Raw genomic sequence first — 24,968 nt, 5'->3', positions numbered from 1 at the left:
GCCCCGGCGCGCCGGGGCGGTTCACTCCCGGCGCAGCAGATACGTGTCCATGATCCAGCCCTTGCGGGCCCGCGCCGCGGACCGCAGCTCCCCGATCCGCTCCGCGACCTCGGAGAGCCGGCCGGAGACCAGGATCTCGTCCTCGGTGCCCACATAGGCGCCCCAGTGGATGACGGGGTCGAGGTCCAGATGGCGCAGATACGCCTGTTGCGCGTCGAGCATGACCACGACATCGTCCACCCCCTCCGGCCACCCCTCGGCGAGCCGCCGTCCCGTGGTGATCCCGAGGGGCCGGCCCACCCGCGTCAGCCCGATCCGGTGCCGCGCGGCCAGCGCGGAGACGCTGCTGATGCCGGGGATCACCTCGTGGTCGAACCGGACCGCGCCCCGTGCCAGGACCTCCTCCAGCACGGCGAGCGTCGAGTCGTACAGGGCCGGATCGCCCCAGACCAGGAACGCCCCGGTCCGCGCACCCTCCGGGCCCTCGTCCAGCTCCTCGGCGATCGCCCGTTCGAAGAGTTCGGCCCGGCGTCCGCGCCACGCGTCGACGGCCCCGGGGTAGCCGGCGCCGTCGGTGGTCCGGTCCCGCGCGGGATCGGGGATCTCGACCAGCCGGTGGCTGCGGCCGTCCGTGTGGCGGCGCAGGATCTCCTGGCGCAGGCCGACGGGACCGGCCCTCTCCCCTCCCTTGTCGAGCAGAAAGAACACATCCACCTGGCGCAGCGCCTTGACCGCGGAGACGGTCAGATGGTCGGGGTCGCCCGCCCCGACACCGATGACATAGATCTTCCTCACCCTGTGGAGTCTGCCGTACCGCGGCCGGGCCCGCAGGGGACGGCACCACAAGAGCGGACCCATTCATAGGATGTCTGAGAACCCATCACCCCGCGCGGGGGACTACCCCGCGGCGCCGGAGCCGACATATGCTCCGCCCATGCGCGCCGCCCTCTTCGTCACCTGCGTCAATGACGCCGTGTATCCGTCCACCGGCATCGCGACCGTACGCCTGCTCGAACGCCTCGGCGTCGACGTCGACTTTCCCGAGGCGCAGACCTGCTGCGGACAGCCGCAGTTCAACACCGGGTACCGGCGCGGGACGGAGCCGTTGGTACGGCGGATGACCAGCGCCTTCGAGGGATACGACTACGTGGTCACGCCGTCGGGTTCCTGCGCGGCGATGGTCCGCCACCACTACCCGAAGATCGGGGGCGAGCCCGCGGCGGCGCTGGCCGCGCGCACCTACGAGCTGACCGAGTTCCTGGTCGACGTGGTCGGCGTGACCGATGTCGGGGCGTACTTCCCCCACACCGTCACCTACCACCCCTCCTGTCACGGAGTGCGTCTGCTCGGCCTCGGGGAACGCCCCCGCAGACTGCTCGAAGCCGTCCGCGGACTGGAGCTGAGAGAGCTGCCGGGCGCGGCGGAGTGCTGCGGATTCGGCGGCACCTTCGCCGTGAAGAACTCCGATGTTTCCGCCGCGATGGGCCAGGACAAGGTCCACCACGCGGTCTCCACCGGAGCCGAGGTGCTCTGCGGCGCCGACAATTCCTGTCTGATGCACATCGACGGCATCGCGAGCCGCGAGGCCGCCCCGCTGCGATCCGTGCACCTCGCGGAGATCCTGGCGTCGACCGAAGAGGAGCCCTGGTCATGAGCGGTACGTATCTGGGGATGCCGGCCTTCCCGGTGGCCGCCAAGGAAGCCGTCGCCAACGAGACCCTGCGCGGCAATCTGCGCCATGCCACCCACACCATCCGCGACAAACGCGCCGTGGCCGTGGCGGAGCTGGCCGACTGGGACCTGCTCCGGGAGGCCGGCAAACGGATCAAGGACCACACCCTGCGCCATCTCGACCGCTACCTCCTCCAGTTGGAGGAGTCCGTCACGGCGGCCGGCGGCACCGTCCACTGGGCCGCCGACGCCGACGAGGCGAACCGGATCGTCGCGGACCTCGTCAAGGCCACCGGCGAGACCGAAGTCGTCAAGGTCAAGTCGATGGCCACCCAGGAGATCGGCCTCAACGAGGCGCTGGAAGCCGAAGGCATCTCCGCGTACGAGACCGACCTCGCCGAACTCATCGTGCAGCTCGGCGACGACCGCCCCTCCCACATCCTGGTCCCGGCGATCCACCGCAACCGCGGCGAGATCCGCGACATCTTCCGCGACCGGATGGCCGACTGGGGCAGGGCCGCCCCCGACGGTCTCTCCGACACCCCCGGCGAACTCGCCGAGGCGGCGAGGCTGCACCTGCGCGAGAAGTTCCTGCGCGCCAAGGTCGGCGTCTCCGGCGCCAACTTCATGGTCGCCGAGACCGGCACCCTCGTCGTCTTCGAGTCGGAGGGCAACGGACGCATGTGTCTGACCCTCCCCGAGACCCTGATCTCCGTGGTGGGCATCGAGAAGGTCGTGCCGAGCTGGCGGGACCTGGAGGTCTTCCTCCAGACACTGCCGCGCTCCTCCACGGCCGAGCGGATGAACCCGTACACCAGCATGTGGACGGGTACCCACGACACCGACGGGCCGAGCACCTTCCACCTCGTCCTGCTCGACAACGGCCGCACCGACACCCTGGCCGACGAGGTCGGCCGGCAGGCGCTGCGCTGCATCCGCTGCTCGGCCTGCCTCAACGTCTGCCCGGTGTACGAGCGGGCCGGGGGACACGCGTACGGCTCCGTCTACCCCGGCCCCATCGGCGCCATCCTCAGCCCCCAGCTCCGGGGCACCCGGAGCGAGATCGACGCCTCGCTGCCGTACGCCTCCTCCCTCTGCGGGGCGTGCTACGAGGTGTGCCCCGTGGCCATCGACATCCCCGAGGTCCTGGTCCACCTCCGTGAGCGGGTCGCGGACCAGGGCGGCAAGGGGCACCGGCTGGAGAAGGCGGCGATGAAGGCGGCGGGCTGGGTCTTCGACCACCCCCGCGTCCTCGCGGCGGGGGAGCGGATCGCGTCCGGGACCAGGGCGCTGCACCCCGCCAGACTCCCCGGAGCCGGGGCCTGGACTGAGGCGCGGGACCTGCCGCGGATGCCCGCCGAACCGTTCCGCGCCTGGTGGAAGCGCCACCGCGAGAACGGCGCCGGCCAGGCCGGGAACGACACCCCCGGCGCGCACGACAACCGTAAGGACAACGGGACATGACCAGCACCGCCCCCGGTTCGCGCGAACGGATCCTCGCCCGTATCCGCAGCGCCGTCGCCGACGCCCCCGACGCACCGCAGGCCCCCCGCGACTACCTCGACACCCACACCCCGGCGGACCGGATCACCGACCTGCTCGCCGAGAACCTGGCCGACTACCGCGCCCTCGTCCACCGCACCGACACCGCGGGGCTCCCCGCCCTCGTCGCCCGCCTCCTGGCCGACCGGGGCGCCCGTACCGTCCTCGTACCCCCACTGCTCCCGGACGCCTGGCTCTCCGCGACGCCCGCGACGGTGACCCGCGTCCAGGACGAACCCGGCACGAGCGCCGGGGCCCTCGACGCGGTCGACAGCGTCGTCACCGCCTGCGCCCTGGCCATCGCCGAGACGGGCACCCTCGTCCTCGACGCGGCACCGGACCAGGGGCGCCGCAGGATCACCCTCGTGCCCGACCACCACATCTGCGTGGTCCGCACCCTGGACCAGGTCGTCGCCTCCGTACCCCAGGCGATGCCGCGCCTGGACCCGACCCGCCCGCTCACCTGGATCTCGGGCCCGTCCGCCACCAGCGACATCGAACTCGACCGGGTCGAGGGCGTGCACGGCCCCCGCAGGCTCGAAGTCGTCCTGCTCACCGACTGACCGCGGCCGGGGGCCGGCGGGGCGGCCGGCGCCGGGTCACGTCAGCCGGGGCGCCTCCCGGGCGGCGTCCACCGGCCCGTCGCCCACCCGCCCCGCCAGCTCCCTGGCCCACGCCGTCAGCCCGTCCACGTCGATGCCGTGCGGCCTGCGGTCCTGACCGGCGTCGATGACCCCCGCCCCGCGCAACAGCAGCCGCGCGCCGCCCGCCGTGTTGCCCCGGGCGGCATGCGTCAGCCCGACCGCGAGCTGGGCCATGCCCCGCCACAGCGCCCGCTCCGCCTCGGGACCGGACTTCCACGCGTCCTCGAACACCTCGTGCGCGTGGAACGGCATCCCCGCGTCCAGCAGCCGCTGCGCCTCCCGCAGGGTCTCCCCGGGCGTACGCTCCACCCCCTCGGGCTGTCGCTCCACCCCGGGCGCCCCGTACGCCAGGGGCCGCCCCAAGCCGTCCCGCGGCCGCGCACTGCGCGCCCGCCCCTCGCTGTCCCGGTCCCGCCGCTCTTCCTTCATGTACCGATTGTCGCGCGGACGGGCCGCGTCCTTCCGCACCGCGAAGTGGGGTAATGTTCTCCGCGTGGCCAGCCACCGGGGAGATCCTCTCCGGAGGGCAGGACGCCGGGACGTGGCGCAGCTTGGTAGCGCACTTGACTGGGGGTCAAGGGGTCGCAGGTTCAAATCCTGTCGTCCCGACCAGCGTTTTCGCAGGTCGTAGGCGGTATCGGAAAAATCCGGTACCGCCTTTCGGTGTTTCTCGGCGACCAGTTGGGGACCACGGGGTCTGGCGACGCCGCGCTGCCGTCCGCTGGACGGCCAGGGTGAGGGGCGCGCGCCTGGAGGATGCCGGTCCCTTTCGCCGCTGCCGGGTGCCGAGCAGGCGGTAAGCCCGGTGACCATTGCCTCCGTGACGGAGGCACTTCGTATCCGACGGGTCGTCACAAACCTCACACCCTTATACGAGCCGACTGCTGTCGCATCCGGAGCGTGATCACAGCGTTGCTCAAGTCCGTCGAGCATCAGTCCGTTTCTGGTCGGCGGGTTGTCCGGGTACGTCGGGCCGGCGCGCGCCCGGTCCCACCATGTCCGGTCGTTCTCCTGGCACCGCACGGGGGCCGAAGGGGTCCGCGATCCGGCATCCTGTGAACGAGCGGGTCAGTTCGGCTCGCCCCGGAGCACGATGTGGTCCCCGAGGCTTTCCGGAACGGTGGGGCGCCGTTCGTGGACACGTCCGGCGGTCACGTGAAGCCGGCGATGCGCCACGGCGTCGAAGAGCGTGGTGTCATGGGTGACGAACAGCACGGCCATACCGTGCGCTTCGCTCTCCTCGACCAGAAGCCGTACGGTCGCGGCTGCGGTCGACGGGTCGAGTGCGGAGGTCACTTCGTCGCACACCAGCAGTGCGGGGCGCGCGGTCAGCGCGCGTACGAGGGCGGCCCGTTGGAGCTGGCCGCCGGACAGGCCCCCGGGGCGGCGGGCCAAGCTGCCGGGATCCAGACCCAGTCTGCGGACGAGCGATGACGCCTCGTCGTACGAGTCGGCGGGCGAGAGACCGCGCAGATGCCGGGCGGTCGCGGTGATCTGGCCGATCACCGGGCGGTACTCGTCGAAGGACGCCCGCGCGTCCTGGTGGACGTACTGGACGACGCGTAGCGCCTGGTGTCCTCTCCGCTCCACCTCTCCCGCCAGGACGACGCCGTCGCGTTCGACGCTCCCGGCGCCGACCGGTGTGAGGCCGGCCATGGCGCGCCCCAGCGTGGTCTTGCCCGCGCCCGACACACCGCTGACGACGGTACGGCTCTTCGGCGGGAAGGTGAGGCTGGTCGGGGTGAGCCGGGGGCGGGAGGGATCGACCCCGACGACGGCCAGGGAACGCGTGAGGACGGATGAGGGTACCGGGCGGCCGGGCGCCGTGGACGGGCGTGTCGTGGGTGAGGGGGCCACGGTCTTCTCGGCCCCCCGTGGGAACCGTTCGCTCGCGCCCCGGCGGACGACCCGTCCTCGCTCCAGCACGGCCGTCTCGTCGGCGAGCGCGTCCGCCACACGCGGGTCGTGGGTGATCAGCAGGAGTGCCGTACCACTGTTGAGCAGGTGGCGCAGGCGGCGGGTGAGCAGTGCGGTCGTCTCCTCGTCGAGACCGCTCGTGGGCTCGTCGAGGACGAGCAGCCGCGGGCGGGTCACCAGCGCGGTGGCCAGTGCCATGCGCTGCTGTTGTCCGCCCGACAGTTGATGAGGGTGGCGGCGTAGGAGCGGGCCGTCCTCCGGGAGTCCGGCGACACGCAGAGCATGCTGGACGTCCCGCGCGATGCCGGCGCGTCGTTGCCCCCGCCGTGTCCGACCGGGTGGCGTGCGCCGGGGATGGTTCAGCGCGGCGAGTTCCCGCAGCACCGCGCCGACGCGTCGGGTCGGGTCGAGTACGGAGGCGGGGTCCTGCGGAAGGTGGGCCACGGTTCCGGCGCGTGTGGCGCGCAGTTCGCCCGGTGGCAGGGCGAGGAGGTCGACGCCGTGCAGGAGCACGGTGCCGGTGAGGGTGATGCCGGGGTGTGCGAGGGCGAGGGCGGCCAGTCCCAGGGTGGTCTTGCCGCTCCCCGAGGGGCCGACGAGTGCCAGAGTACGGCCGGGCTGGAGATCGAGGTCCACCTGGTCCAGGAGCACCTCTCCCGCGAGGGTGCGGGCGGTGAGTCCACGACACGTCAGCACAGCGGGGGGACGGGTACGACGGTCTGCTGCCGGCTGCGGTCCGGCGGCCGCGGTCGGCGGCGGAATCGGTGGGGTTGGCCCCTGCTCGGGTGCGGGGGTGCGGTCGGACCGGCTCAGGAGGCGGTCCGTGGTGAGGTTTCCGCCGACTGCCAGCGCCGTCAGGAGCGCGGCCGGGACCAGGACGGCGAGCGGCTGGAGGAAGAGCGCGTCGGCGTTGCGGTCGACGAGGACGGCCCAGTCGGATGCGTCCGCGGGCAGACCGAGGCCGAGGAAGTTGGCGGAGGCCAGCAGCGAGAGGACCAGCCCGCTCCGGTTGCCCGCGTCGGTGATCAGAGGCCGGCTCACCCGCCTGAGCACATAGCGTCCGTGGATGTGGTGCCAGGGTGCGCCTTGCAGCCGCATGGCCTCCACGGCCGTACGGCAGCCCGGCGCCAGGGCTGCGGTCCGTACCAGGCGGGTGACGGCGGGAATCTGGACGAGGGCCGCGATTGCCACCAGAGTGGTGGCGTCCTGGTGGCCGGAAGCCGCCAGCGTCATCACCAGGAGGAGAGCGGGGAAAGCGAGCAGTACGTCCAGGCCGCGCATGACCGTTTCGTCGGCCCAGCGACGGTGGGTCCCGGCCGTGAAGAGGCCGAGCGGCAGGCCCACCGCGCAGGCGGTGAGGAGGGCCGCCAGGGTCATGGCCAGCACGGATCGTCCCCCGTCGAGGACGAGGGCGAACACGTCCCGGCCGAGGACATCGGTGCCCAGCAGGTGGCCTTCTCCGGCCGTTAGCAGTGGGGCCGCGTCCGGAGCGGTGGAGCCCGCGACAAAGGGACCGATGACGGCGAGAACGACGGGCAGTCCCAGCAGCACAAGGGCGAGCGAGTCCAGGCAGCGCGAGCCGATACTGCGTCGCGGTGCGGCCGGCGGGCGGGTGGTCACGCGCGTTCCTCCCGCTGGGGGGTCAGCCGGGCGACGGTCAGGTCGGCGAGAAGGTTCACGACCAGAGCCGTCGCGGCGAAGAGCAGGGCGTATCCCTGAACCGCCGGTATGTCGCGGTTCTGCACCGACTCGACGAAGCCCGTACCCAGTCCGCGGACGGTGAACAGCGACTCCACCACGACGGTGCCGCCGAGCAGTCCGTCCACGCAGCGCGCGAGTTGCTGCACCGACGGGGCGAGACACCCCGGCAGCACATGGCGGAGCACGATGGTGCGTTCGTGCAGGCCGAGAAGCCGCAGATGGCGGACGACGGGGCTGGTCATCCGGGTGGCGACACCGATGCGGACCTGCCGGGTCAGGTCGCAGAGCTGCCGTGCGACCAGGACGGCGACCGGCAGGACGAGGACCGTGGGGGCGGAGAGCACCTCGGTGCCGCCGAGGCCCGCGGCGGTGGCGGGCAGTAGCCCGAGTCCCGCGCTGAGCCAGGCCGTGAGGAGCAGGCCGAGCACGAACTCCGGTACGGAGTGCAGCGCGAGTACGCAGGCGTTGAGTGTCCGGTCGGCGAAGGATCCCTCGCGCAGCCCCGTCAGGACACCCAGAGCGAGGGCGAGGGGGATGAGCAGTGCCAGTGCCACGGCGGTCAGGACGGCCGTCGCGGCGAAACGGTCGCCGATCTCCTGGGTGACGGGGACGCCGGTGACGAGCGACTGCCCCAGGCGCATGTGGCACAGGTCGATGACCCAGTGGAGGAAGCGCGTGGTGACCGGCTCGTCGAGTCCCAGTTCGGTACGGGCCAGACGCTGCTGCTCGGGCGTGCCCTGCTCGCCGAGGACGGCGTCGACGGTGTCGCCCGGCAGGAGCGAGGTCAGGGCGAAGACCGCGACCAGGACCACTGCGCCCTGCGCGACGGCCGTGGCGGTCCTGATCAGCGCGTAGCGTGTCATCCCCGACGGCCGCCACGTCCGCGCCGGGCGGGGTGCTCCCTCGTACGTGGGCGTCATGCGACACGGTCCGTCGGACGTGTCGCACGGGGCGGGCCGTCAGGAAATGCGGACACGGTCGAAGCGCGCCCAGTCGCAGGAGTTGGGCGGCGCGGCCCGAAGCCCGGTGAGAGTGCCGCTGTGGCCGATGTTCCAGTCGCTGAAGGCCCACACGAGCTGGCCGCTGCGGTCCCTGGCGCGATGTTGCGCCCTGGCGAGAAGGTCGAGGCGCGTCTTCTCGTCGCGGGTGGCGGACGCCTGGGTGAGAAGCCTGTCGAAGGCCGGGTCGTCGTATCCGGTGAGGTTGTTGGGTGCGTCGGCGCGCAGCCGGGAGCGCAGGTGCGTGGTGACGGGCAGGGTGGCGGTACGGCTGTGAGCGGCGACGCCCTTGGTCTTGATCTCGCCGAAATACGTGGCGGCCGAGCGAACGTGCGGGGTGACCTTGAAACCGATGTCCTTCAGTTGGCCGGCGATGAGTGAGGATGCGTTGCCCCAGGTCGGGTCGGCATCGCTGGTCTCCAGGGCGATCGTCAGGCCGTTCGCGCCCGCTTCCTCGACCAGCGCGCGGGCCCGGTCGACGTCACGTTCCCGCGCGGGCAGGCCGGCTGGGTATCCGCGCAGTCCCTGCCCGAAGAGGTCGTTGCCCGCGGTGCCGTGTCCGGCGAGGGCGACTTCGACGAGCCGGTCCCGGTCGAGCCCGAGGGTGAACGCCCGGACGAGGCGTGGGTCGTCGAAGGGAGCCCGGTTGAGCCGGAGCAGGACGGCCTGCATGGTGCTCAGCCTCGTCCGCAGGACGCGCAGCCCGTCGCGGCCGGCCAGCCGCGTCGCCGAGGCCGCTGACAGATCGTGGGCGTAGTGCACCTGTCCGGACAACAGGGCGTTGAGCCGCGCCTGTTCGTCGTTGACCGGTACGAACTCCAGTTCCTCGATGTCCGGCCCGCCGTCCCAGTGGTCCGACCACGCGGTGAACAGGGTGCTGCCGCCCGGACGGAAGGAGCGGTAGCGGAAGGGACCCGAGCCGATGGGCCTGTCGAAGTCCTTGGTGTCCTTCGGGACGATCTCGGTGCCGGCAGCGCCAAGCGCCGCCGGGAACTCGAAGTCGGCCGCGGTGAGGACAAGGGTGAGGTCTCGGCCGGACGCCCGGCTCGCGCTGAAATCGACGCCGGCGAAGAGCTGTTGGGCCGATGCTCCGGTCGCCGGGTCGGCTATACGCCGATAGTTCCACAGAACGTCGGCCGCGGTGACGCGCCTGCCGTCGTGGAACCGGGCGTCCCGCAGACGTACGCGCCAGCGGCTGCCGGAGCTGTCGCTCTCCCAGCTCTCGGCGAGCCTCGCCTGGACCGACATGTCGTCCTTGTACGTCAGGACGCTGTCGTACAACGCCTTGGCGCGGGCCTGGTCGATGAAGAGCGGAGCTGTGTGCGGGTCCAGGGTCTCCTGCGACCCGCCCGCGCTGAAGGCGGCGCGCAGCCTGCGTCCCTGGGAGGAGCCGGGGGCGTTGCCGGGGGAGCAGCCCGCCAGAGCCGCTCCGGCGGCGAGCGCACCGGCCCCGGTCAGGAGCCGGCGGCGCGCAAGGGGAAACGTCATGGTGTGCCGAGCCTTCCACTGGGTTCCGGACACCGGAACAAGCAGAAAGACGCCCCGGTCGGCCGCCAGTTCGCGACGCGCATCACAGACCTCTTCCTGGGGAGTCCACGCCCCGGACAGTTGGTGAAGCGACGGGCCAGTCTCCTGGCTGCCGGATCGCCGCTCGCCCCGCCTTCCGGCCGGTGGGCCGTGGCATAGGGGGTCGCTCCCCGGTCACAGTGGCGGGACCGCGCCGGACTCGCACCGGCTTCCTGGTTCCCGTCGCTCAGGTGTACGCCGCGCATTATGCCTGACCATCGTGTCGGCCCGGAGTGCCCCATCCCGTATCGATCCTGATTACCCGTATATCGGAGTGGCTCTTACCCGGGCTGGCTTTTGGTGCTCGCCGCGATGACGGGGCGCGTAGGGCCTTCGCGGGCCCTGGGGGCGGGTGACCGCTTCCCGCACCCTCGGAGCCCTGCCCCTCCTCCGCAGGGCTCCGTTTCATCGAGGCCATGTGGAAAGTCGTGAACTGGCGGTACGTCGCCAAGCGTCAAGCGTCCGCCAAGGAGCGCGCCCACAGCCTCCTGCTCGGGCCCTGACGGTACAGAGCGTGTACAGATGTTCTGCTCGTGATCGTCTTCTCGCCCTTCACCAGCAGCGGGCGGGCACATCCAAGGGACCCCGGGATGCCACTGCGGCGCAGATGGGCCCAGCCGGGCAGGCGGGTGAGCAGGTCCGCCTCCCGCAGGGTGCGCTCCGGCGGAGAACCGCACGGCAGGACCAGCACCACGTCCGGCGGTGCTGACCACCTTCCGGCGTGATGCCCGCCGGGCTCGTCTCCGTGCCCCGGCGCGCTTCGCCGCGCCCCGTACGGACGCATCCGGAAACCCCTGACCAGCGGCGAAGGCGACAGGCGGTCTCGGAGGCTAGATTTACTAGGACGTCCAACTATATAGTCGCGGTGAAGGCCCGCGGTGCAGGGAAGCCGGTGTGATTCCGGCGCGGTCCCGCCACTGTGACCGGGGAGTACGCCGTCGAGCAGGACGCCACTGACGAGCTGGATGTCGGGAAGGCGGACGGCGCGCGCTGATCCGGGAGTCAGGATACCGGCCGTGGGATGTTCCGTGTTGTCCACGAGGATGGAGCTGACACGCATGGCACCGGTGTGTACCCACAACCCTGGTGAACCCGCCCTCTGACGGGACTCCGGCCATACGCGATCTCGCGCCCCCGGTATCCGTACGCCACCCGCGTGCGTGTGCGGTGACGGCGTGTGCCATCCCCGGATCCCTCCTGACGAGAGCAGGCAGTCATGGTCCGCGAGCACGAACGCGCCTCCGCGCGCGAGTTGACCCACTTCGTCGGCGGCAAACACACCCGGGGCACCTCGGGGTCCTACGGCGAGGTGTACGACCCCAACACCGGCGAGGTCCAGGCCCTGGTGCCCCTCGCGAACCGCACCGAGGCGGAGGCGGTCATCGCCGATTCCGCCAACGCGCAACCAGAGTGGGGCGAGTGGAACCCGCAGCGCCGCGCCCGGGTCCTGATGCGATTCCTCCAGCTCGTCGAGCAGGAGAAGGACGGACTGGCCCGGCTGCTGTCCGCCGAGCACGGAAAGACCATCGCGGACGCACACGGCGACATCCAACGCGGCCTGGAGGTAGTCGAGTTCGCCGCAGGTATCCCACATCTCCTCAAGGGTGAGTTCACCGACAACGCCGGCACCGGCATCGACGTCCACTCCCTGCGCTCCCCGCTCGGAGTGGTCGCGGGAATCACGCCGTTCAACTTCCCCGCGATGATCCCTCTGTGGAAGGCCGCCCCCGCCCTGGCCTGCGGCAACGCCTTCATCCTCAAGCCCTCCGAGCGGGATCCGTCCGTCCCGCTGCGGCTCGCCGAACTGTTCCTGGAGGCAGGGCTGCCGCCCGGTGTCCTCAACGTCGTCAACGGCGCCCGCGAGACCGTCGACACCCTTCTCGAAGACCCTCGCGTGGCAGCGCTCGGTTTCGTCGGCTCCACCCCGGTCGCCGCGCACGTCTATGCCACCGCGGCGGCTCACGGCAAGCGCGCCCAGTGCTTCGGTGGCGCCAAGAACCACATGATCGTGATGCCGGACGCCGACCTCGACCAGGCAGTGGACGCCCTGATCGGCGCGGGGTACGGATCGGCGGGCGAGCGGTGCATGGCGATCTCCGTCGCCGTCCCGGTCGGTGAGGACACCGCGGACGCGCTCGTGGCCCGGCTGAAGGAGCGCATCGGTTCGCTGCGGATCGGCCGCAGCGACGACCCCGGGGCCGACTTCGGTCCACTGGTCGGCCAGGACGCCGTCGACCGGGTCCGCTCGTATGTCGACCTCGGGGTCGAGGAGGGTGCGGAACTCGTCGTGGACGGAAGGGACTTCGTCCTGCCCGGTCATGAGAACGGCTTCTTCGCCGGCGCGTCGCTCTTCGACCGGGTCACCCCGGCCATGCGTATCTACCAGGAGGAGATCTTCGGCCCGGTCCTCACGGTCGTCCGGGCGGCGGACTACGAGGAGGCCCTGCGCCTGCCCAGCGAGCACCTCTACGGCAACGGTGTCGCGATCTTCACCCGGGACGGTGACACCGCACGCGACTTCACCCGGCGCGTGAACACCGGCATGGTCGGTGTCAACGTGCCCATCCCCGTGCCCGTCGCCTACCACACCTTCGGCGGCTGGAAGCGCTCCGGATTCGGCGACCTCAACCAGCACGGGCCGGACGCCATCCGCTTCTACACCCGGACGAAGACCGTCACCTCGCGCTGGCCCGCCGGCCTGCGGGAAGGCGCGAGCTTCACGATCCCCACGATGGGGTGAGCGACATGACCAGCACCCTGCTCACCGAGGACCAGCAGGCCCTCGTGGAGACCACGCTCGACTTCGCCCAGGACCACCTCGCCCCGCACGCCCTGGACTGGGACCGCGACAAGCACTTCCCCGTGGACGTGCTGCGCAAGGCGGCCGGACTCGGCCTCGGAGGCGTCTACGTCCGTGAGGAGTCCGGAGGAGCGGGCCTCAGCCGAGCCGACGCCGTCCTCGTGTTCGAGACCCTTGCCTCCGGTTGCCCGTCCATCGCGGGCTACCTCTCCATCCACAACATGGTCGCCTGGATGATCGACCACTACGGCGACGACACCCAACGCGAGCGGTGGCTGCCGCGCCTGTGCGCCATGGACGACCTGGCCAGCTACTGCCTGACCGAGCCGGGCGCCGGCTCGGACGCGGCAGCCCTGACCAGCCGCGCCGTACGGAAGGGCGACGGCTGGGTACTCACCGGCGTCAAGCAGTTCATCTCCGGTGCCGGAGCCTCCCAGCTGTACGTCGTGATGGCCCGCACCGGCGGTGAAGGTGCCGACGGGGTGTCCGCGTTCCTCGTCGACAAGGACGACACCGGCCTCTCCTTCGGGCCGAACGAACGGAAGATGGGCTGGAACGCCCAGCCGACTCGTCAGGTCGTTCTGGACGGCGTACGGCTGCCCGCCGGCCGCCTCCTCGGCCGCGAGGGCGAAGGCTTCCGTATCGCCATGAACGGCCTCAACGGAGGTCGGCTCGGCATCGCCGCCTGCTCCCTGGGCGGCGCCCGCAGCGCCCTCGACCGCAGCCTGGTCCACCTCGCCGACCGCGAGGCATTCGGCGCGCGGCTCCTGGACGCGCAGGCCCTGCGCTTCCGGCTCGCCGACATGGCGACGGAACTCGCCGCCGCTCGTGCCCTGGTCCAGCAGGCCGCACAGGCACTCGACCGGGGCGATCCGCAGGCGCCGTACCTGTGCGCGATGGCGAAGCGGTTCGCCACCGACACCGGCTACTCGGTCGCCGACCGTGCGCTGCAACTGCACGGCGGCTACGGCTACCTCAGCGAGTACGGCATCGAGAAGATCGTCCGTGACCTGCGGGTCCACCAGATCCTGGAAGGAACCAACGAGATCATGCGCGTCATCGTGGCCCGCGGTCTGACCGAGGCGTTCGGATGAGCGACGTCCTGCTGCGTACGCGCGGCCACGCCGCGCACATCACCCTCAACCGCCCGGAGGCCCTGAACTCCCTGACCCACGAGATGGTGCTCCGTATCGACGAGGCGCTCAGCGAGTGGGAGCACGACCCGGCCGTCGGGACCGTCGTCCTCACCGGCGCGGGGGAGCGTGGTCTGTGCGCCGGTGGCGACATCCGCGCCATCCACGACGACGCCCGGGACGGCGACGGAGCAGCCTCGGCCGGCTTCTGGCGTGACGAATACCGGCTCAACGCCCGGATCGCCCGCTACCCGAAACCGTACGTCGCCGTGATGGACGGGATCGTGATGGGCGGCGGCGTCGGTGTCTCCGCGCACGGCAGCGTCCGTGTCGTCACCGAGCGGTCCCGGATCGCCATGCCGGAGACCGGCATCGGCTTCGTCCCCGACGTCGGCGGCACCTACCTCCTCGCCCTCGCGCCCGGAGAGCTGGGCACCCGTCTCGCACTCACGGGGGCACCGATCGGCGCCACGGACGCTCTGCTGTGCGGGCTCGCCGACCACTACATGCCCTCGGACTCGCTCCGGTCCTTCGTCGACGACCTTGCCGAACTGCCGGTGCACGAGGCTCTCGGGCGTCACGTCCAGGACCCGCCGCCAGAGGAATCGGCCGCCCGCAGGGACTGGATCGACCGCTGCTTCTCCGCGGACACGGTCGAGGACATCGTCCAGCGGCTCCTCGCCCAGGAGGATCCGGCAGCCAAGGAGACCGCCGGGACCCTGCTCGGCAAGTCCCCGACCGCACTCAAAGTCACCCTGAGGGCTCTGCGCCGGGCCCGCCGGCTCGGCCCGCTGGAGCGGGTCCTCGACCAGGAGTACCGCGTCTCCTGCGCCTGTCTGCGCGGCCCCGACCTGGTGGAGGGAATCCGAGCCCAGGTCATCGACAAGGACCGCAACCCCCGCTGGACGCCGGCCACTCTCGCCGAGGTCGGCGACGCGGAGGTCGACCGCTTCTTCACCCCCCTCGGCGAGAGCGAACTCCGCCTCGCCGCCGGATCCGACACCACCGAGGAGGTGGTCTGGTGAGCAGGACCATCGCGTTCATCGGACTCGGACACATGGGCGGCCCCATGGCCGCCAACCTGACCAAGGCCGCTCGGCCACGACCTGGTCCCCGCGGCCGTGGAGGCCGCCACCCGGACCGGTGTCGAGCCCGTCACGTCCGTGGCGGAGGCCGTCGCCGTCGCCGACGTGGTCATCAGCATGCTTCCCGCCGGACGCCACGTCCTCGGCCTCTACGACGGCATCCTCACCGCCGCGCGACCCGGCACCCTCTTCGTCGACTGCTCCACCATCGACGTCGCCGATGCCCGCACCGCTCATGAACGGGCCCTCGCCGCGGGCCTGCGCGCCGTGGACGCGCCCGTCTCCGGCGGCGTGGTCGGGGCCGAGGCCGCCACCCTGACCTTCATGGCCGGTGGGGGCGAGGCCGAGTTCGCCGAGGCGCGACCCCTGCTGGAGGCCATGGGCAAGAAGGCCGTGCACTGCGGCGGGCCCGGGGCGGGACAGGCCGCGAAGATCTGCAACAACATGATCCTCGGCGTCTCCATGATCGCCGTCAGTGAAGCGTTCGTCCTCGGCGAAAGCCTCGGTCTGTCCCACCAGGCGCTGTACGAGGTGGCCTCGACGGCGTCCGGGCAGTGCTGGGCGCTCAGCGTCAACTGCCCCGTCCCCGGGCCGGTGCCGACGAGCCCCGCCAACCGTGAGTACCGGCCCGGGTTCGCCGCCTCCCTGATGGCCAAGGACCTCGGCCTTGCGGCGAACGCGGTCCGCGAGGGGAGTGTGCACGCGGAACTCGGCCTGCGAGCGGCAGAGTTGTACGCCGCCTACGCCGAACGGGCCGGTGACACGGAGGACTTCTCCGGCATCGTACGCACCATCAGGGACCGGAGCGGAGAAACCACATGAGCACCGAGCACGCGAGCACCACGTACCGGACCATCCTGGTCGAGCGCAGGGGCCGCACCGCCCTGCTCACCCTCAACAGGCCGAAGGCGCTCAACGCGCTCAACCTCCAGGTGATGAACGAGGTCGTCGCCGCGACCGAGGCTCTTGACCGGGACCCCGAGTGCGGTTGCATCGTGATCACCGGCTCGGCGAAGGCGTTCGCGGCCGGCGCCGACATCAAGGAGATGCAGCCACAGGGGTACATGGACATGTATCTCGCCGACTGGTTCGCGGCCTGGGACCGGCTCGGACAGCTACGGACCCCGACCGTCGCCGCCGTCTCCGGATACGCACTCGGCGGCGGCTGCGAGTTGGCCATGCTCTGCGACATCCTGCTCGCCGCCGACACCGCCGTCTTCGGCCAGCCCGAGATCAAACTCGGAGTGATCCCCGGCATCGGCGGCTCCCAGCGGCTGACCCGGGCGGTGGGCAAGGCCAAGGCGATGGATCTGTGCCTGACCGGGCGCACCATGGACGCCGCCGAGGCGGAGCGGTCCGGGCTGGTCTCGCGGATCGTCCCGGCCGACGAACTGGTCGAGGAGGCGCTGGCGGTCGCCGGGACGGTGGCGGATATGTCGCTTCCGATCGCGATGATGGCGAAGGAGGCGGTCGGGCGGGCCTTCGAGACCACGCTCGCCGAAGGCGTCCGATTCGAACGCCGCCTGTTCCACGCGGTGTTCGCCACCGCAGACCAGAAGGAGGGCATGGCAGCCTTCACCGACAAGCGGGCACCCACCTTCCGTCACCGCTGAACCACGCGGAACGCGCGTGGCTCCGGAACCGTTCCGGGGCCACGCACGGGACCCCGGAGATGGGGTATCTGCGCACCGTACGAGGCCCTGCGCCGTCACACCACCGTGCGCTCCACCGGGTACGGCACGTAAGTACGCCGGTCGGGAACGACCAGGCCGGCGGCTGACCACGACGACGCTCTCCTCGGCGTCGCCGCCCGCCGTGGTTTCTCCACCTCACGCACGGTGGCAGGGCTCGTACCCTGCCACCGTGCGGAAGTACCCGCGTCGCGGGTCAGTCATGCCGGTGTCCCAGCCGCCGAGGACCGGAACGGCCGGACACGGGATCAACAGCCGACAACGGGATCAACAGCCGCCACCGTCCGCCGAATTGCTGCCGTGGAATCCTCCGGCCGCGTCACCGGCCGCTCTCCTTGACGGCTTCCAGAGCTCCGAAGACCGTGAGGGCGTCGCGGAGCGCCGCGACATCGTGCGTGCGTATGAAGTCCGCGCCGCTACGCGCGGCGTACAGTTCCGCCGCCAGTGTGGCCGGACCGATTCCGGGAAGGCCGCTCCCGGTCAGCGCCCGCAGGAACGACTTGCGGGAAGGGGAGACGAGTACGGGTACGTCGAAGCGGGCCTTGAGCTGTTCGAGACCCGCAAGCGTCCTCAGCGACGGTTCAGGCGTGCTGCCCAGGAAGTGTCCCAGACCGGGGTCGATGACCAGCCTGTCGTGTGCGATGCCGGCCTTCTCCAAGGCGGCCAGACGCTCGTCGAAGAACTCCTCCATCGCTCTGGACACTTCGGCGGGATCGGTTCGCACTCTTGTGGCGGGGCCGAGGCGCTGTACGGAGTGCATGACGACGAGTCGGCACCCGGTGTCGGCGAGCTCCCCGTACTGAGCGGGATCGGCGAAGCCCTGGATGTCGTTGAGATAGGTGGCGCCCCGCGCAGCGGCGAACCGCTGTGTAGCGGACTGGTACGAGTCGACCGATACCGGGATGTCTTCGGTGACCAGCTGATCGATGACGTCGACCAGCCGCCTCATCTCCTCGTCCGCGGGCACCTGCTGGGCTCCCGGATGGCTCGCGGCAGGCCCGAGCTCGATGACGTCGGCCCCTTCCTCGCGCAAGCGGTGCGCGTGAGCCACCGCCGCCCGCGTGCTCAGGAACCTGTTCCCGTCCGAGAACGAATCCGTGGTGATGTTGACGATGCCGACCAGCGAGGGACGGCGGATTCCCACCGGCGAGGTATTCACGTGCTTATCCATGGAGGTCAAGGTTCTGGTAGATCTCCGTTGTCACCGTCGAGAAGTTCATGGTCATGAAGTGCAGTCCGGGAGCCCCTTCGGCGAGCAGTCGGCCGCACATCGCGATGGCGTGGTCGATTCCGAGTGCCCTGACCGCTCTGGGGTCGTTCTGGACCGCGAGCATGGACTCGGCGAGCCGGGCGGGGATGGCGGCGGTGGAGAGGGCGGGAATGCGTTGCAGTGAGCGGATGGTGGTGACCGGCATGATCTCCGGGATGATCGGTGTCTCGCATCCGGCCGCTGCCACCCGGTCACGGAACCGCAGATAGTCATCGACGTCGAAGAACATCTGGGTGATCGCGTAATCGGCTCCGGCCCGGCACTTGTCGATGAAGTGGCTGATGTCGCTGTCCCGGTCGGGGGAGCGGGGATGCATCTCGGGGAAGGCGGCGACGCCGACGCAGAAGTTTCCGGATTCCTTGATCAGGCCGACGAGTTCACTCGCGTACTGAATACCCCGCGGATGTCGTGTCCAGGGACCGAGCGGATCACCGGGCGGGTCTCCGCGCAGGGCAAGGATGTTCCGCACACCTTGGTCGGCGTAATGCCCGAGGATGTTCCGCAGTTCGGCGACGCTGTGGTCCACCGCGGTGAGGTGGGCGACCGGTGTGAGCGTGGTCTCCTGGGCGATCCGCCCCGTGACGTTCACGGTCCGGCCTCGTGTCGAACCACCGGCGCCGTACGTCACCGAGACGAAGGTGGGTGCCAACGCCTCCAGTTTACGGATCGCGGTCCACAATCCGGCTTCGGCCGCCGTGCTGCGCGGTGGCATGAATTCGAATGAGTAGGAGCGACCTCCTCGTGCAAGGAGGTCGCGAATGGACACTGCGCTGTCTCCCCTGGTGCTGGGGATACCGAGAGCCATGGGCTGCTGCTTTCTCTCAAGCCGGGAGCCGGACGTCGAGGCGGGTACACCCACCCCCGGCCGACCGGTACTGCGGTCAGGACGCGGTGAGTTCTTTCCGGACGGTGCGGGCGGCGGCGGCGGCCAGGTTCTCCGTGGAGGCCGTCGCCCGGGGCCGGGCGGACACCTTCAGGCCGCGGTCGGGAACGCACCGCAGACGGCCGCGGGGGTTGATTCCAGTCCGGTCCGCGGAATGTCTACGGCCTCCTCCGTGCTCAGGAGGCGCGGGGAGCGGATGTCGTGCAGGCCCGGACCGGCTTCGCACGGGGAGTCGTGCGCTACCCGTTCGGGGGTGACCCGCTCCTCGTATCCGGGGGTGTCGATCCGGCCGGCTCGCAGATGGGCGTGGGCCATGCGCAGATCGGTGAGGACCTCCGTGTGCACAGGCGCCAGCCGGTCCAGCAGCGTCAGTGGCTCGAAGTCGGCGGGCACACCGGGGGCGGGCTCGGAGAACGCGAGGTACGTGACGGGGCCGGCCAGGACGGAGCGGGCGCTCGGACCGAGGGCGAGGGCTTCCCCGAGCTCGGCGAACTGCTTGGTCGAGTCAGCGGTGACGACCGTGTGGGGCTCCAGTTCGGGCACCAGGAAGTGGTGATGGGCGTCGAACCGCTTGGTGAGCGCGATGTCGGCGTCGGCGGTGACAAAGCCCTTGCGGTGTTCCGCGACGGCCCGGTTCACTTCCCGGTTCGGTCCCCGGCGAGGGCAACCGTACGCAGTGGCCCGTGCTGCCGCGGCTGCGGACTTCGTTGTCACGGAAATCTCCTTCGCGAGATATCTCCCTTGAATCCCGGGACAGGACGCGAGCGCGAAGGAGTGACGAACCGGACGGACCCGACGCCGCACGGCGCAGCGTGATCATCCGTCTGATAGGTACGCCGACCCGCCCACGAGGCCACCGGGATATCCGTGCACGCATGGTTCGCGCACGGGCAACGGGCAGGTCTTCGGACTCGCGAGCACGCCTTCCCGCGGAAGACACCTACTGGCCGTCGCTTCCCAGGCCCGGTACGGCGGACCCAGTGCGTATGACGGCGGTCGTTCCCACTCACCGCTGCGGGGCAGTCCCGGAGTTCCACCGGGTTCCCTCTTACGACGCGTCTGCCTGGCGGGCAGGGCGAACCAGCTGCACCCGCCAGGCTAGAGCGTGGACGACCCCTTGGCCGAACGTGTTCACACTCCGGAACGTGATACGGAACACAGAATCCCGTCCGGTTCACAGGTCATCCCGTATCCACCGGACAGCTTCTCGGCCAAGCACTCCATCCGGCCGGGCAGGAATCTCTGCCCCCAGTTTCCGAGGCTCCCGCTCCTCCCGCACCCTGAGCTGCTCGGGAGCGAACGGCGGCCCTGCCGAGGTGCGCACCGCAGTGGCTCACCGGCCCGGGGAGACGTGGAACCCCCGCTGCACGCCTGCCGCCCCGTGGTGGCCGGCACCGGTGACCCGCGCTGAACGGTCCGTGCGCCTACCCGATCCAGGAGCTCAACGGGTAGTAGGCCGACCTGGGGTCTCCGCCGCGCGAGGCGAAGCGTGTCTGCCGAGCGGTTACCGCTTCGCTTCTGTGCGGAGGCTGGAGTTGACCATCAGCCGGACGCCGATGGTGGCTGCGGCGGTCGCCAGGACCGTCCAGGACGGCTGACCGGCGAGGCGGATCAGGCCGGCCGCTACGAGAAAGTCCGTGAGCACCGCTACGGCGGGCTGTGTCCGGCGCATCCGGGCAGCGGTGCACACGGCGCTGACCAGCCCGAAGGCCGTAACGACGACGGCGGCCTGGGCCAGCAGCACGGTCATGGGGCGGTCTCTGTGACGGTGGTGTCGTTTTTGGAGGTGAACCGCTCGATCTCACGGCGCTCGTGTTCGATCTCGCGGCCCAGGATGTAGTTCAGCACGGTTCTGATGGCCGCGATCGCTGCCAGCTGGCCGATCTCGGTGAACGAGGGCGCGATGGCCGTGCGGAGGATGTCGCCGGCGAGCTGGAACTCAAGTCCCAGGGCCAGGAAACGGCCGAGCGCCAGCCGGATCCGGTTGAAGCCGAAGGCAGCGGCCTCGGGCTTTCCCCGGTTGCGCGACCGGTGGATTCCGTACCGGAGGAACTGCACGAACGCCCAGACCGCGCCCACGAAGATGATCAGCGCGCCGGCGAACTCGACAAGACGTACGGCCAGGTCGACGGCTTCACGCAGGGTGGATTCCGGCAGCAGATCCGCGTACACAGCAGCATTGTCGGCCTGGGAGGGCGCCGTTGCCCGCGCGCCACCCCGGTAGCGCGGCGGTGATCCTGGATGGGTCAGTGTCCGGGGACGGCGAGGTCGCCCTCGACGTACTGGGCGCGGCCGTCGGCGAAGGACCAGTCCTCGGGACCGTTCTCGAAGGAGCTGACGAACAGGTCCTTGCCGTCGACGCCGGCTGCGGCGAGCCGCTGGGCGAGCGTGCGGTACAGGCGCTGTTTGTCCCGGGTGGTGCTGCCGTGCTGGGTGAAGATATGGACGATGACGGCGCCGGAGGTGGTGCGCTCGAAGCCGAGCCCGGCGTCCAGGGCGATGATCTCGGTGGGGTCGTGCTGGGTGATGATCTGGAAGCGGTCCCGCTCGGGGATCTTCAGGACGTCGATGAGGGGCTGCTGGACGGCGTCGGCGATGGCCCGGGTGTTCTCGGTGCTACGGCCGCGGATCATGCCGATCCGTACGAGGGGCATGGCGAATTCCTTCGGATGATGGGTGGTCAGGGCTTGAGGGGGAGCCAGGTGTCGTGGTCGGCGATGCGCAGGACGCTGGTGAGGCCGGCGTCGTCGGAGGCATGCTCGACGGGGCCGCGGCCTTCGGCGAAGTGGGCCCAGCCGGAGGAGCGGGCGGGGATGTTGACGGGACGCCGAGGATCACGGCCGCGGCGGCGCGGACGCTGTCGAGGCTGACCGGGCGTTCGCGGGACGCGGGCGGCGCCGGCGTGCAGGACGGTCGCGTCGATGCACGGGGTACGGAGGGAGGCGGTGCCGCCGCTGAGGTGGACGGTGGGCGGCCCGTCTCCGGCGAGGGTGAAGCCGACGACCTGGCAGTCGACCTCGCCGTCCGGGTCGCGTTCGTGCTCCTCGGGGCCATGGACGGCGGGCACGGCGGTGACGGACGGTTCGCTGCCGTCGGGGCGGGTGAGAGTGCGGGTGTCGCCGGCGGCCAGGCCCTTGACAGGGGCGCGCCGCGCCGGGTCAGCGGCTGGCGAGCTCTGAGAAGATCTCCACCAGTTCGGGCCGGTCGAGCGGGACATGGGGTGCGGCCACGTCCTGGAGCGCGGTCCTCACCACGGCCCGTCTTCGCCACCAGCAGCAGGACCGAGGCCGACACGACGGGTGGGACGGCCGGCTCACGCAGATCCAGGTGCGCCCCCGGTTGACCAGCAACCCGCGTCGTACGCCGCGCGCGGCCAAAGGGTCCGATCTGGCGCACGCGAGGAGGTCATCGTCGTGGGCGCGTCAGGCCTTGTCGATCCCTTGTAAGGCTTCGGTGCTGACGAGGCGATGGGAGACGGCACCGCTTTCGTCACCAGCCGGAAACACGTTGCGTGCGGCCGGGACCTGGCACCCTCAACCCGAGATGCTCCAGGAACCTTAGAGGATCTCGGATAGTGCGGTCGCGATCCAAAATACTCCAACCAAGATTCCACCTGCCCCCACAAGGCGGAGGGTGTTAACTGTGGCCATGCCTGTGTATGTGAATCTGGAGAAGAAGTCAAAGCTTCGACTTGTGAAATTCCGGAAGTCGCCCAAAAGGCAGACTCCGAAACATATGACGCAGATACCGACGATGATTGGAAACAACGGGAAATCTCTCTGTAGCGTGGCTTCAGCGGCTACTGAGCCATTTACCGCTCCGAGCGTAGTTCATGCCGGAGCTCACTTCGAATCCTGCCTCGTGGATGTCGCCCCACTCGCTGTCGTCGCGGATCGCGGCGTCGTAGCGGAAGGGGGCGACGGCATAGCCGGACGTGCCCGTGTAGTACGCGGCGGACGGGGCCGCGTGCGGCGTTGCCGGGTTGGCTGCCACCGCAACTCCGGTTCCCGCGACCGCGGGTACGGAAAGCACCGCGACGGTCCTGATGCGACTGTGCATGTTGTGCATCATTCACTCGTTTTCTCGGGTGGGAAAACTTTCCCCCCCTTTACGGCGCTCGAAGAACATATGGAACAGATCCTGGAGACACTTACCGCCCTAACGGGAGCGCGGCGTGTAGGATGGCGACCGCGCACGCGCCGAAATATCTCCGTACGCGCCGGGGTGAATATGTGATTCCTTTTATGGAATAAGTCGGAATCCTTCCTGTGTGGATTTCGGAAGAATTCGACATGGGCTGCACTTCCGTCAAGTGTGGGCCGGCCCTCCGGGTACCCCTCGCGCCGATAGGACGGCTGCGCCCCTTTCCTCGTCCTCCCGCCCTACGCCTGGGTCCCTGCCGCAACGCCGCGGTGGTGGCGCGGGTCCGTGGATGCGGGCGATCCGGCGACGGTCACGGCGCTGCGGAGACCGGGCCGCAGCGGGACGTTCCGCGTCGGGCCCTCAGTGACGGGGCGGCCCCGAAGCCTCGCGCAGACCGCCCGGATTCCCGTCGCTGTCCACCGCATCGTCCTCGCCGAGGGCCCACGACCGCCGCTGCATCCGCACCGTCGCCACTGATCTTGCCCAGCAACATCCCGGCCCTTCGGCGTCAGCGGGCTCGACGCCGCCACCTCTACGAAGCCACGCTACGGACAAACTCAGTGAGAGGTGCCCACCGTAGGGATGAGGAGCGACGGCCCGGCGAACTTCACGGCCGGCGCGTCCATCACGATTGCGTCGCACGCCTGGCCGAGCCAGTACCCGGCCTGGCGGATCGCCCCGACGCGCTGGAAGCCGGCCTTCTCGTACGCGCGAACCGCGCCCGCGTTCGGCGCGAGGACCTTCAGTCGGACCATGTGCAGGTTCGTCACGTTCGTCACGTGGAAGGCGTGGTCGAGGGTGAGCCGGGTCTCGGCGGTGCGCAGGCCCCGGCCGGCTCGTCGCCGGTGAGGTCGTAGACGGTGAAGCGGATGTTTCCGCCCCACAGTTGGTCGGCCATGCCCTCGGTGCAAGCCTCCGGAGACTCGGGGGCCTGACGTACGTATCCGACCAGGCGTGCGGGGTCCTGCTCCCAGTGCCAGTACGTTTCGACGAGGTCGGCGCGGTAGGGGCCGAGCCCGCAGGGCGCTGAGGCCGCGGAGTCAGGCCTCCGATGCGCGGAGACAAGCGTTCCGGTGAACGTGGGCGAACGCTGGTTCTCGGTATCGGGGGCGCGGGTGCCGGGCCGTCAGTCGATGGATGCCCGGGATGTGTCGAGGGGGGAGCGGTGCTGAGCCAGGATTCCCTCGACGATTCCCATCAGGCGGTCCCCCGCTCGATCGATGCTTCCGTTGTGGGTGCTGACCTGCGCGCCTTCCAGTACGAAGGTGATCGCGGCCGCGGCCTGCTCGGGGTCGCGCAGCCCGGCCTCGGTGCACATGCCGACCAGTCTGCGTGTTTGGTGAGCCTTGTGCTTCTCGATCACTTGTCGCGCGGGGTGGGAGCGGTCGGGCAACTCGGCGATGGAGTTGATGAACGGGCAGCCCCGGTGCGAGATCGACGGCAATCCCTCGGCGATGAAGCGGGCCAGACCAAGGATCTGCTCCCGGGGGCGCCCCGGGTGTTCGGCCTCGACCCGGTCGAAGGCCGCCTGGTAGTCGGCGGCGACGATCCGCAGCCACTCCGCGACCAGCGCGTCCTTGGTTTCGAAGTGCCGGTAGATCGCCATTTTGGTGGTCTCGGCCCGCTCGGCGATCGTCTGGACGCCCACCCGCCGGATTCCCTCGCTCTGGAAGAGTTCTTCCGCGGCGTCGAGGATGCGCTCGCGAGGCGGCAGCTTGGCCACCCTGCTTGGTCTGCCGACGCTTGCTGCCATGACTGCTCCGTGACGTCCGGTCCGTTGTGGGGCCACCTGATTCTCCCTGCTACGGCACCATCCAGTCCCGGGGGGGTGCCGTCGGCGGGGGTGGGGGAGGTAGTGTTTTCGGTTGTGAAGGGGAGGCCGTGGTTTTTTATCGCTAGAGTGTTGTATGTGTGTTAGGGGGCG

Annotated in this window: 22 protein-coding genes, 1 tRNA gene, 2 pseudogenes and 3 riboswitches; of the genes and pseudogenes, 9 read left to right on the top strand and 16 right to left on the bottom strand. The window is 70.3% G+C overall.

From position 1 onward, the window contains the following. Positions 1-21: 21 nt before the first annotated feature. Positions 22-795, bottom strand: a complete 774-nt coding sequence (gene cobF / locus ACFXPK_RS04395; RefSeq protein ID WP_384992814.1) for a precorrin-6A synthase (deacetylating) — start codon at positions 793-795, stop codon at positions 22-24. Positions 796-934: 139 nt separating this feature from the next. Between cobF and ACFXPK_RS04390 the strand changes: the two genes are divergently transcribed. Genes ACFXPK_RS04390 through ACFXPK_RS04380 form a run of 3 tightly spaced genes read left to right on the top strand, consistent with a single transcriptional unit; the run spans position 935 to position 3,776 of the window. Next, a complete protein-coding gene (locus ACFXPK_RS04390; RefSeq protein ID WP_385071500.1) occupies positions 935-1,654 on the top strand; it encodes a (Fe-S)-binding protein in 720 nt (239 codons plus the stop codon). Next, complete coding sequence (locus tag ACFXPK_RS04385; protein ID WP_385071498.1) at positions 1,651-3,135, top strand: LutB/LldF family L-lactate oxidation iron-sulfur protein; 1,485 nt, start codon at positions 1,651-1,653, stop codon at positions 3,133-3,135. The genes ACFXPK_RS04390 and ACFXPK_RS04385 overlap by 4 nt, the downstream gene beginning before the upstream one ends. After that, positions 3,132-3,776, top strand: a complete 645-nt coding sequence (locus tag ACFXPK_RS04380; RefSeq protein WP_385071495.1) for a lactate utilization protein C — start codon at positions 3,132-3,134, stop codon at positions 3,774-3,776. The genes ACFXPK_RS04385 and ACFXPK_RS04380 overlap by 4 nt, the downstream gene beginning before the upstream one ends. A 36-nt stretch (positions 3,777-3,812) precedes the next feature. Here ACFXPK_RS04380 and ACFXPK_RS04375 read toward each other — a convergent pair whose 3' ends face one another. Then, positions 3,813-4,286, bottom strand: coding sequence for a DUF309 domain-containing protein (locus ACFXPK_RS04375; RefSeq protein ID WP_384992802.1), 474 nt, complete (start codon positions 4,284-4,286; stop codon positions 3,813-3,815). 106 nt (positions 4,287-4,392) lie between these two features. On the opposite strand from ACFXPK_RS04375, the gene ACFXPK_RS04370 reads away from it, so the two are divergent. Beyond that, positions 4,393-4,469, top strand: a tRNA-Pro gene (locus tag ACFXPK_RS04370). Positions 4,470-4,925: 456 nt separating this feature from the next. Here the strand turns inward: ACFXPK_RS04370 and ACFXPK_RS04365 are convergent. From ACFXPK_RS04365 to ACFXPK_RS04355, 3 genes are all read right to left on the bottom strand, one after another. Beyond that, a complete protein-coding gene (locus ACFXPK_RS04365) occupies positions 4,926-7,394 on the bottom strand; it encodes an ATP-binding cassette domain-containing protein (protein ID WP_385071492.1) in 2,469 nt (822 codons plus the stop codon). Then, the gene (locus ACFXPK_RS04360; protein WP_385071489.1) at positions 7,391-8,338 is read right to left on the bottom strand and encodes an ABC transporter permease; all 948 of its coding nucleotides are present in this window, start codon (positions 8,336-8,338) and stop codon (positions 7,391-7,393) included. The genes ACFXPK_RS04365 and ACFXPK_RS04360 overlap by 4 nt, the downstream gene beginning before the upstream one ends. 96 nt (positions 8,339-8,434) lie before the next feature. After that, the gene (locus ACFXPK_RS04355; protein WP_385071486.1) at positions 8,435-9,961 is read right to left on the bottom strand and encodes an ABC transporter substrate-binding protein; all 1,527 of its coding nucleotides are present in this window, start codon (positions 9,959-9,961) and stop codon (positions 8,435-8,437) included. A gap of 116 nt (positions 9,962-10,077) precedes the next feature. Continuing rightward, positions 10,078-10,258, bottom strand: a riboswitch (cobalamin riboswitch). A 627-nt stretch (positions 10,259-10,885) separates the two neighbouring features. Beyond that, positions 10,886-11,073: riboswitch (cobalamin riboswitch) on the top strand. Positions 11,074-11,255: 182 nt separating this feature from the next. Here ACFXPK_RS04355 and ACFXPK_RS04350 point away from each other — a divergent pair. From ACFXPK_RS04350 to ACFXPK_RS04330, 5 genes and pseudogenes are all read left to right on the top strand, one after another. Continuing rightward, positions 11,256-12,779, top strand: a complete 1,524-nt coding sequence (locus ACFXPK_RS04350; protein ID WP_385071483.1) for a CoA-acylating methylmalonate-semialdehyde dehydrogenase — start codon at positions 11,256-11,258, stop codon at positions 12,777-12,779. A 5-nt stretch (positions 12,780-12,784) separates the two neighbouring features. Next, the gene (locus ACFXPK_RS04345; protein WP_385071480.1) at positions 12,785-13,933 is read left to right on the top strand and encodes an acyl-CoA dehydrogenase family protein; all 1,149 of its coding nucleotides are present in this window, start codon (positions 12,785-12,787) and stop codon (positions 13,931-13,933) included. Further along, positions 13,930-14,997, top strand: coding sequence for an enoyl-CoA hydratase/isomerase family protein (locus ACFXPK_RS04340; RefSeq protein ID WP_385071478.1), 1,068 nt, complete (start codon positions 13,930-13,932; stop codon positions 14,995-14,997). Before ACFXPK_RS04345 ends, ACFXPK_RS04340 begins: the two co-directional genes overlap by 4 nt. After that, positions 14,994-15,879: pseudogene (mmsB, locus tag ACFXPK_RS04335) on the top strand (3-hydroxyisobutyrate dehydrogenase). Before ACFXPK_RS04340 ends, mmsB begins: the two are co-directional and overlap by 4 nt. Then, positions 15,876-16,670, top strand: a complete 795-nt coding sequence (locus ACFXPK_RS04330) for an enoyl-CoA hydratase (RefSeq protein WP_385071476.1) — start codon at positions 15,876-15,878, stop codon at positions 16,668-16,670. The pseudogene mmsB and the gene ACFXPK_RS04330 overlap by 4 nt, the downstream one beginning before the upstream one ends. 397 nt (positions 16,671-17,067) lie before the next feature. Here ACFXPK_RS04330 and folP read toward each other — a convergent pair whose 3' ends face one another. The 11 genes and pseudogenes from folP to ACFXPK_RS04275 all read right to left on the bottom strand — a co-directional run bounded on the left by folP (position 17,068) and on the right by ACFXPK_RS04275 (position 24,797). Further along, complete coding sequence (gene folP, locus ACFXPK_RS04325; RefSeq protein ID WP_385071474.1) at positions 17,068-17,919, bottom strand: dihydropteroate synthase; 852 nt, start codon at positions 17,917-17,919, stop codon at positions 17,068-17,070. After that, positions 17,912-18,823 (bottom strand): methylenetetrahydrofolate reductase [NAD(P)H], encoded by a 912-nt coding sequence (gene metF, locus ACFXPK_RS04320; RefSeq protein WP_385071471.1) that lies wholly within the window; start codon positions 18,821-18,823, stop codon positions 17,912-17,914. The genes folP and metF overlap by 8 nt, the downstream gene beginning before the upstream one ends. A 327-nt stretch (positions 18,824-19,150) precedes the next feature. Further along, positions 19,151-19,615, bottom strand: a pseudogene (locus tag ACFXPK_RS04315) (hypothetical protein); the annotation flags it as partial. A 164-nt stretch (positions 19,616-19,779) separates the two neighbouring features. Next, a riboswitch (cobalamin riboswitch) is annotated at positions 19,780-19,983 on the bottom strand. Positions 19,984-20,405: 422 nt separating this feature from the next. Further along, a complete protein-coding gene (locus tag ACFXPK_RS04310; RefSeq protein WP_384992775.1) occupies positions 20,406-20,651 on the bottom strand; it encodes a hypothetical protein in 246 nt (81 codons plus the stop codon). Further along, complete coding sequence (locus tag ACFXPK_RS04305) at positions 20,648-21,073, bottom strand: DUF1622 domain-containing protein (RefSeq protein WP_385071467.1); 426 nt, start codon at positions 21,071-21,073, stop codon at positions 20,648-20,650. Before ACFXPK_RS04305 ends, ACFXPK_RS04310 begins: the two co-directional genes overlap by 4 nt. A 74-nt stretch (positions 21,074-21,147) precedes the next feature. Beyond that, positions 21,148-21,555 (bottom strand): tautomerase family protein, encoded by a 408-nt coding sequence (locus tag ACFXPK_RS04300; RefSeq protein WP_385071464.1) that lies wholly within the window; start codon positions 21,553-21,555, stop codon positions 21,148-21,150. Between the two features lie 26 nt (positions 21,556-21,581). Then, the gene (locus ACFXPK_RS04295) at positions 21,582-22,118 is read right to left on the bottom strand and encodes a hypothetical protein (RefSeq protein ID WP_385071462.1); all 537 of its coding nucleotides are present in this window, start codon (positions 22,116-22,118) and stop codon (positions 21,582-21,584) included. Between the two features lie 575 nt (positions 22,119-22,693). Further along, positions 22,694-22,960, bottom strand: coding sequence for a hypothetical protein (locus ACFXPK_RS04290; RefSeq protein ID WP_385071459.1), 267 nt, complete (start codon positions 22,958-22,960; stop codon positions 22,694-22,696). Positions 22,961-23,601: 641 nt separating this feature from the next. Then, entirely contained in the window at positions 23,602-23,823 is a 222-nt protein-coding gene (locus ACFXPK_RS04285) for a GNAT family N-acetyltransferase (RefSeq protein ID WP_385071456.1), read from the bottom strand. Continuing rightward, complete coding sequence (locus ACFXPK_RS04280; RefSeq protein WP_385071454.1) at positions 23,820-23,942, bottom strand: hypothetical protein; 123 nt, start codon at positions 23,940-23,942, stop codon at positions 23,820-23,822. The genes ACFXPK_RS04285 and ACFXPK_RS04280 overlap by 4 nt, the downstream gene beginning before the upstream one ends. A gap of 228 nt (positions 23,943-24,170) precedes the next feature. Beyond that, positions 24,171-24,797, bottom strand: coding sequence for a TetR/AcrR family transcriptional regulator (locus tag ACFXPK_RS04275; RefSeq protein WP_385071451.1), 627 nt, complete (start codon positions 24,795-24,797; stop codon positions 24,171-24,173). Between the last annotated feature and the right edge of the window lie 171 nt (positions 24,798-24,968).

The sequence above is a fragment of the Streptomyces sp. NPDC059142 genome (assembly GCF_042755665.1).
Lineage (GTDB): Bacteria > Actinomycetota > Actinomycetes > Streptomycetales > Streptomycetaceae > Streptomyces.
This window is presented reverse-complemented; position numbering and strand designations above follow the sequence as displayed.

What these genes read in the sequence shown, in the direction of transcription:
- metF (WP_385071471.1), bottom strand. Translation starts at nt 18,823, where the DNA reads ATGGCTCTCGGTATCCCCAGCACCAGGGGAGACAGCGCAGTGTCCATT.
- ACFXPK_RS04295 (WP_385071462.1), bottom strand. Translation starts at nt 22,118, where the DNA reads ATGTCCCGCTCGACCGGCCCGAACTGGTGGAGATCTTCTCAGAGCTCG.
- ACFXPK_RS04290 (WP_385071459.1), bottom strand. Translation starts at nt 22,960, where the DNA reads ATGCACAGTCGCATCAGGACCGTCGCGGTGCTTTCCGTACCCGCGGTC.
- ACFXPK_RS04280 (WP_385071454.1), bottom strand. Translation starts at nt 23,942, where the DNA reads ATGGCCGACCAACTGTGGGGCGGAAACATCCGCTTCACCGTCTACGAC.
- ACFXPK_RS04350 (WP_385071483.1), top strand. Translation starts at nt 11,256, where the DNA reads ATGGTCCGCGAGCACGAACGCGCCTCCGCGCGCGAGTTGACCCACTTC.
- ACFXPK_RS04345 (WP_385071480.1), top strand. Translation starts at nt 12,785, where the DNA reads ATGACCAGCACCCTGCTCACCGAGGACCAGCAGGCCCTCGTGGAGACC.
- ACFXPK_RS04330 (WP_385071476.1), top strand. Translation starts at nt 15,876, where the DNA reads ATGAGCACCGAGCACGCGAGCACCACGTACCGGACCATCCTGGTCGAG.
- ACFXPK_RS04340 (WP_385071478.1), top strand. Translation starts at nt 13,930, where the DNA reads ATGAGCGACGTCCTGCTGCGTACGCGCGGCCACGCCGCGCACATCACC.
- ACFXPK_RS04300 (WP_385071464.1), bottom strand. Translation starts at nt 21,555, where the DNA reads ATGCCCCTCGTACGGATCGGCATGATCCGCGGCCGTAGCACCGAGAAC.
- ACFXPK_RS04375 (WP_384992802.1), bottom strand. Translation starts at nt 4,286, where the DNA reads ATGAAGGAAGAGCGGCGGGACCGGGACAGCGAGGGGCGGGCGCGCAGT.
- ACFXPK_RS04275 (WP_385071451.1), bottom strand. Translation starts at nt 24,797, where the DNA reads ATGGCAGCAAGCGTCGGCAGACCAAGCAGGGTGGCCAAGCTGCCGCCT.
- ACFXPK_RS04385 (WP_385071498.1), top strand. Translation starts at nt 1,651, where the DNA reads ATGAGCGGTACGTATCTGGGGATGCCGGCCTTCCCGGTGGCCGCCAAG.
- ACFXPK_RS04390 (WP_385071500.1), top strand. Translation starts at nt 935, where the DNA reads ATGCGCGCCGCCCTCTTCGTCACCTGCGTCAATGACGCCGTGTATCCG.
- folP (WP_385071474.1), bottom strand. Translation starts at nt 17,919, where the DNA reads ATGGATAAGCACGTGAATACCTCGCCGGTGGGAATCCGCCGTCCCTCG.
- ACFXPK_RS04355 (WP_385071486.1), bottom strand. Translation starts at nt 9,961, where the DNA reads ATGACGTTTCCCCTTGCGCGCCGCCGGCTCCTGACCGGGGCCGGTGCG.
- ACFXPK_RS04310 (WP_384992775.1), bottom strand. Translation starts at nt 20,651, where the DNA reads ATGACCGTGCTGCTGGCCCAGGCCGCCGTCGTCGTTACGGCCTTCGGG.
- ACFXPK_RS04360 (WP_385071489.1), bottom strand. Translation starts at nt 8,338, where the DNA reads ATGACACGCTACGCGCTGATCAGGACCGCCACGGCCGTCGCGCAGGGC.
- ACFXPK_RS04380 (WP_385071495.1), top strand. Translation starts at nt 3,132, where the DNA reads ATGACCAGCACCGCCCCCGGTTCGCGCGAACGGATCCTCGCCCGTATC.